Raw genomic sequence first — 6,247 nt, 5'->3', positions numbered from 1 at the left:
TCTGTTTTTGTACTGTCCGCTTGAGCAGTATCAATATTTGTTACTTTACTCATCAAGTATACTGTTTGTCCTAACCGCTTTGGCGGTTGCTATAAGTATATTTCTGCTTGTCTGTTCGGTTTCGTACACAAGATCATTAAAACAATTATTATTAATATTAAAATTAATAAAATCAGCTTATTTATTACCTGACTTTTTTATTAATATTAAATATTTAACCCTAATAGTATATATAAATTGATTACTGTTTAAATATTAAACAGTATTCTTTTTTAAAAAATATATATTAATTTGTTACGCTGAATACATATTACTGTAACAATTATTTTATAAACCATAGTAAGTGAAGTAATTTCTTTTATTGTTGGTTTATGAGAAACAAGTATTATAATTTTCACCCTGATGATATATCTGTTCTCTCAACCTTGGGTAGGTTAAAAGCCTTTTGGCTGTGTGTAACATTGGTTGTAATTCAATTCATAAACCTTACGCGATCGCTTCTAATGATGCAACTCGGTGAAGCGATCGCTTTTCTCTCAATATTTATCAAAAAAAATAGGTAGTGCAGTAAGTGCAAGCATTGATATTTAAAAGTCCTAATGTTGCTTTGTAGTGGCAGCCAGCATTAATAAATTAAGTAGTAAAATTTCTGTATTTAAAAAGGTTGTTAGGAATTACTTCTTACAACAATACTACCACTGCGCGTCTATTCAATCGTACTTTTGCAGTTTCTTATGCCTTGCTGGCGCTCATCGGATTGTTGCCTTTGGGTAAGACATTTTTCGGCTTAATGCCATTGTTCGGCGCTAATGTTTTACTTAATGCATAAGCAGCGATCGCAACTGGCTACTACAGTGTTGTGACACCAGCTAAAGTGAGCGGTGTTAATGCATCGCAAAATCTTCAATAGTTGCTGATAGTCTGCGGTGTCCAGGTAGGGCCATTGCAACATGGCCCTTCTGGTTTCCAGATCAGTATATCTAAGCAGATTTGCCGCATATCCATGTTTTCCGTCCAAGCATGATAGACAACATACTCAGTTTTACCATCTGGCCCAATAACGATAGAGTTATGTCCCGGCCCTCTAATAAAATTAGGAACAGACTTTAACACCCGTGGCCTGGTTTCGTTACCTGCATCAGAGTAAGGCCCCATCACGTTGTCAGCAACGCCATAATCTACGCCGTAGTTCTCAGTTTCCCAGCGTCCACCACTATAAAAGCAGTAGTATTTCCCTTCATGCTTACGAACGCAAGGGCCTTCTAAAGTATGCCAATCATAAATTTCACCGTACATCAAACGGTTGGCTAAAAACCGTTGCCAATCGGATCGCGCACGTAAAACCACTTTCCCTTCACCAGCAAGCTTAGTCATGGTTTGGAGGCGGTCTACAAACAACGCTGTACCAACACGCACTCCATCCGATGTATCCAGTAAGTCACGGGCGTAAAACAAATACCATTGTCCATCGTCATCCTGGAATGGGTGCGGGTCGATCGCAAAAGGACAAGATTTTGGATCTACAAGTGGCTCACCAACATCTTTATAAGGGCCTAACGGAGTATCGCTTGTAGCCACACGTAACTGATGATTCTTATCTTCATGTCCCACTGAGTAGTAGAGATAAAACTGGCGATCGCAGTAAGCAACTTCGGGGGCCCAGAAATTATCACCAAGGGCGGGATCTGGACGCAGTAGTGCGTTACCAACAAAATCCCAATTCACAAAGTCGAAAGAGCGTAACAGAGGAAAGACACGCGATTTGTTATTGGAGTTAATATTTGGTGCATCCGGTATTTCATCTACCGTTCCTTCTGCTTCTGCTGCGCCAGTGCCGATCGCATAATATACCCCTTCGTGTTGCCAAACAAAAGGATCGGCAAAATAACCTTTGTAGACTGGATTAGTATAGGTTTGCATCTTAAATTATTTATGTATGGAATGACAAAAATTCTTCTTCCACTAGTAGTCTGTCCCATTAATTATGATAGGTGAATCAACTTTTCAATTTTTCTTCCTTACCTCTTCCTTTGCGCTCTTTGCGTCCTTTGCGGTTCGTTTTCTTATCCCTCTAATTTCATGAGACAAAGTACTTAAAAGTACTTAGTAGTCTGTAAAGCGAAGTTTGAAGGGTAAAGGAACGAACCACAGAGGCGCAGAGGGCACAGAGTCAGAGAAAAAAGAGATGTTTAAGAGGTGTCTCACTCGTCAAAGTTAGCTTGAAAAATTACTAGTATTTGAAATTCACGTAAGTTTCGACTTTGTTCTTAGGTAAGCTTTCTACCAGCTGACACCGTAGCATCTGCTTTAGCTTTTCTGGCAGGCTTTCATAGTAGTCTTTTGGGAGAGTCAAATCTACCTTTGGCGTATGCAACCAATGCATCGCATAGCCCATAACTACCATCGGTCTTGGCTGGTTTGTCCGATTTGGGGAACCCCGATGCAGTGCTAAAGGCGATCGCACCATCACCTCACCTGGCTGCATATAAAAGGATTCCATCGGAATTTCACCACTAGCAACTTTCTTTAATCCCTCTTCTCGCGGTATAACATGGGTTCCGCGTGCCATTTGGAACGGGCCGTTTTCTGCCGTTACTTCCACAAGGGGAAAGTTGACTGCTAGGGCGTAAAGTGGGGTTACTATGCGATCGCTAAATAATGGGCGAAAATCCCGATGGGTTTCCTGATAATCTGAACCCTGGAATGGGACATCAACCCCTAACTGAACCATCACGTATTCTTGGAAAAACACGCGCTCTAGGACACCCATAATCACTGGGTTGGCAAAAACTAATTCATTAGCGAATGGATAAATCCAAGGCAAGGTTAGATAGTAGCGGGAAATTTCACGAGGAGCCAACCCACCTGGTTGATTTTGACGCTCGTAAAATAACTTTTCAAAAGCTTGTGTCCACTCATCAATTAATTTTTGCTCAAAAACACCAGGAATGACACAAATTCCGTCTTTATTCAGTTCTTGAGCAAATCGGTCTAGGTCGGTAGCTGAATATTTCGCTATACCGCCTATACTTTGAACCATCTTTTTTATCCTCTTCAACTTATAACTAGAGTGGTATTAATAACCTCTAGGAGATTTTTTTATTGCTTGTCGATAGTAGCGCACTATTTTTAAAATTAGTGGCTTATACCAATCCTCTGTAACAATTAATTAAAATTAATTATGACGAATTACTTAATAAACTAAATTCTTTGACACTCCAGGCAATGCAACAATATCGCCTGGCTTTGAAGGACATCTGACAGTCAGAATCGTGCAGTCAGACTCAGCAAACCACCAATGGGACACACCTGCACACCAAAGAACATAATCACCTTCACAAGTTAATAAAATTTCTCTATCTTCAAATTGCAGACGAAATTGTCCGTCAATGAGAATTGAAAGTGTAGCAGCTTGGTTATTTACTGCCCATTCAGTTCTACTGTCACCTGCTTTGTGAACAGCCCATTTTACTTCTAGCATTTCCGTGGAACGCGGATCGTCTTCAGGGGTGATAAAGTGACCCATGAACCATCCCCAACGATTTACACCTTCAACGGCTGCATTTCCATAAACAACTTTAGGCTGCATCACTTAACTCCAAGGAAGGAACCAAAATTTGTCCGATGTAACCTGCTTGCTTGTATTGTTCAAGAATATGGGTTGCAATACCTTTGTGGCCTGATTTCACCAAAGCGACACAAGCACCGCCAAAACCAGCACCTGTAAGTCTTGCACCATACACTCCTTCTGTTTTCTGCAAAATCTCTACCAATGTATCCAGTGCAGGTACAGACACTTCGTAATCGTCTCTCAAACTGGCGTGGGATGCGTTCATCAATTCGCCAAAGCGTTCAGATGATACTCCCTGCAATACTTCTAAGACGCGGTTATTTTCTGTAATCACATGACGGGCACGCCGCCGGAGAGGTTCGGGGAGTTTTTCTGTTACTTCAACATCAGTAATATCTCGTAGTGCCTTAACTCCTAGCGATCGCGCCGCCTCTTCACACTCAGCCCGACGCTGGTTATAACCACTACTTGCAAGTGTGCGGGGTACACCGCTATCAATAACCAAAATCTCCGCTTTCTCAGGCAAAGGCATCACCCGGCGTTCTAAAGTCCGAGTATCTAAAAATAAGATATGTTCAGTATCAGCCAAGCTAGAAGCCATCTGATCCATGATGCCGCATTGCACGCCAGCATAGTGAATTTCTGCTTGCTGGGCGAATTGGGCGATTTCAACATCATCAATAGGAAGGTTCAGAAGTTGGCGTAATGCCCGCAGCGTTGCTACTTCTAAAGCCGCGCTACTAGATAAACCCGAACCTATAGGAACCGATGATTTGACGTACACAGAAAGCGATGGTATTGTGTGTCCTGCTTTTTGCAAAACCTCAATACAGCCAAAAATATAACTGGCAAATCCAGACGGGGTATGATTAATATCTGAAATGCTCACTTGCTCGTTGAGATTTTCCGAGTAAAAGTGATGGTGGCTATCGCTACTAAAACCTATCTGTACCGTGGTGGATTGAGGAATCGCGGTTGGCAGAACGAAGCCATCGTTATAGTCTGTATGTTCGCCGAGTAAATTTACTCTTCCCGGCGCACTGGCTTGAGTTTCAGGTGGTTTACCGAATACTTGTTGAAAATCCATAATTTTTAATTGTACAAAGGTACAGGGCGTAACCTTCCTTCTACTTCAACATTAGGAAAATTTGAATCAAAAGTCAGATTTTCCAACTTTCCATCCTTGAGAATCACAAAAGTATCTTCAACCTTTGCCCCTGCTAAACTGGGATTCCAAGCGACAGCAATGCCTTCTGTCAAAGTATCAGTAGTAGTTGGATTTGCTACGATTTCTCGTGCTAAATATCCAGTGGTTCCTCCCTGGTGGTGTTCGCGGATGGCATTGGTAAATCCATGCTGCTCATAAGCCTGAGCTAGGGCGTGATAAACTGCATCAAGTGTGGTTCCGGGTTGGCACAAATTCAAAATTACTGCTTCTACTTCACGCACATGGGAATGCAATTCGGCCTGTTCGTCTGAAAGCTTACCAAAACAAACAAATCGAGTCAGATTTGCATACAAACCGTAACCTCTAGCGCAAAACACCAGCATTGCTTGCCGTCCAATCTGTTCTCCCGTGGGTGTAGCATGACGGTATAGCGGTAAACGCCTCTCACCTGCTACCAGCGTCAGCGCCGGATGCAATCCTTTCGCCCATAACGCCTCCGCACCCGCACCCGCTAACTGATATTCTGTCCAAGTTGACTTGGCGGCTTTGAGTACCTCTGTCATTGCCTGACTAGCTTTTTGCCCAACTTGACGATATCGCTCTAATTCACTTGACATCATTACCCGTTTATGGTGTCGCAGAGATGGGGGTAATGGCTGTTCTAAATTGGAGATGGGGCGATCGCTAACTGTTTTCCCGCCGAGAGTTGCATCACGAGCAAAAGACTCACGGGCAGCACCATCAGCCCAAGGGTTGATATGCACCTTAAAATTAGCAGGCAGTTCTTCATCCTGAAGACGCTGGGCTTCAATTTCATCCGTCAATACCCAAGCCTCGTCAGTAGTTACTAATACTTCTGCAACGCCAGTTTCAGCAGTCAGCAGCACGGTATTAGAAGCGCCAGCCGTCGCCCAGGCAAACCAGTCTGTACCACGCAAACGCACGCCTTGCACTTCAGATTCATGCAAGCTTTGCCTAATTAATTCAAGTTTTTTGGAGACTTCCTCGTTCATAGAAAATTAGTAACCACAAATGAATACAGATAATTATGAGATTCATCTGTATTTATATGCGTATGTCTATGGTTTGAAAAAAATGTGGGTACGGTATTAAAAAGGTGCGTTAGGCTTTGCTAACGCACCCTACGCATATTTAAAAAATCAAATATGAGTCCTATAGTTACTTCAGCTACTGGTATTTGATTTTTCACCTGGGCGTTCGCTAGCAGGAGGATATTTAATACCTTCTTCGACTCTATGGATCTCTGTGTTGGTTTGTTCTTCAGACAAGAGATCATCGGGGTTTAATGATTTATCAGCAGCATCATCAATTACTCCATTGGCATTGACATTGGGTTTATCAGAAGTGCCTTTATGGCTAGCATGTCCACTAGGCATAACTATTACCTCTTATTTTTATCCCACCTTCCGCACCCTAACTGTCACACATCAATAAAAAGTCTCTTTAGTAGTACATAGGAACTAAAGTAGAGTGAATAGAAAGAAGGA

The 6,247-nt window shown here is 42.2% G+C and carries 7 protein-coding genes; 1 reads left to right on the top strand and 6 read right to left on the bottom strand.

Annotated features, from left to right (window positions below; genetic code table 11):
• The first annotated feature begins 664 nt into the window (after nucleotides 1-664).
• A complete protein-coding gene (locus tag V7K46_RS00035; RefSeq protein WP_442939785.1) occupies nucleotides 665-829 on the top strand; it encodes a DUF4383 domain-containing protein in 165 nt (54 codons plus the stop codon).
• Nucleotides 830-903: 74 nt separating this feature from the next.
• On the opposite strand, the gene V7K46_RS00030 is transcribed toward V7K46_RS00035, so the two are convergent.
• The 6 genes from V7K46_RS00030 to V7K46_RS00005 all read right to left on the bottom strand — a co-directional run bounded on the left by V7K46_RS00030 (nucleotide 904) and on the right by V7K46_RS00005 (nucleotide 6,136).
• Nucleotides 904-1,920: a glycoside hydrolase family 43 protein gene (locus V7K46_RS00030; protein WP_335109938.1), complete on the bottom strand. Its 1,017-nt coding sequence runs from the start codon at nucleotides 1,918-1,920 to the stop codon at nucleotides 904-906.
• 310 nt (nucleotides 1,921-2,230) lie between these two features.
• On the bottom strand, nucleotides 2,231-3,040 hold the full coding sequence (locus V7K46_RS00025; protein WP_335109936.1) for a phytanoyl-CoA dioxygenase family protein: 810 nt from the start codon (nucleotides 3,038-3,040) through the stop codon (nucleotides 2,231-2,233).
• A gap of 153 nt (nucleotides 3,041-3,193) precedes the next feature.
• The gene (locus V7K46_RS00020) at nucleotides 3,194-3,589 is read right to left on the bottom strand and encodes a signal peptidase I (RefSeq protein ID WP_335109934.1); all 396 of its coding nucleotides are present in this window, start codon (nucleotides 3,587-3,589) and stop codon (nucleotides 3,194-3,196) included.
• On the bottom strand, nucleotides 3,579-4,658 hold the full coding sequence (gene galK / locus V7K46_RS00015) for a galactokinase (RefSeq protein ID WP_335109931.1): 1,080 nt from the start codon (nucleotides 4,656-4,658) through the stop codon (nucleotides 3,579-3,581). Before galK ends, V7K46_RS00020 begins: the two co-directional genes overlap by 11 nt.
• A 5-nt stretch (nucleotides 4,659-4,663) precedes the next feature.
• Nucleotides 4,664-5,752, bottom strand: a complete 1,089-nt coding sequence (locus V7K46_RS00010) for a M24 family metallopeptidase (RefSeq protein ID WP_335109929.1) — start codon at nucleotides 5,750-5,752, stop codon at nucleotides 4,664-4,666.
• Between the two features lie 171 nt (nucleotides 5,753-5,923).
• Nucleotides 5,924-6,136 carry a hypothetical protein gene (locus tag V7K46_RS00005; RefSeq protein ID WP_335109927.1) on the bottom strand — a complete coding sequence of 71 codons (213 nt, stop codon included), beginning with the start codon at nucleotides 6,134-6,136 and terminating at the stop codon, nucleotides 5,924-5,926.
• Between the last annotated feature and the right edge of the window lie 111 nt (nucleotides 6,137-6,247).

It is taken from the genome of Nostoc sp. (assembly GCF_036917395.1).
GTDB lineage: Bacteria > Cyanobacteriota > Cyanobacteriia > Cyanobacteriales > Nostocaceae > Nostoc.
The sequence above is the reverse complement of the archived record's forward strand: the minus strand, read 5'-3'. Positions and strand labels throughout refer to the sequence as shown.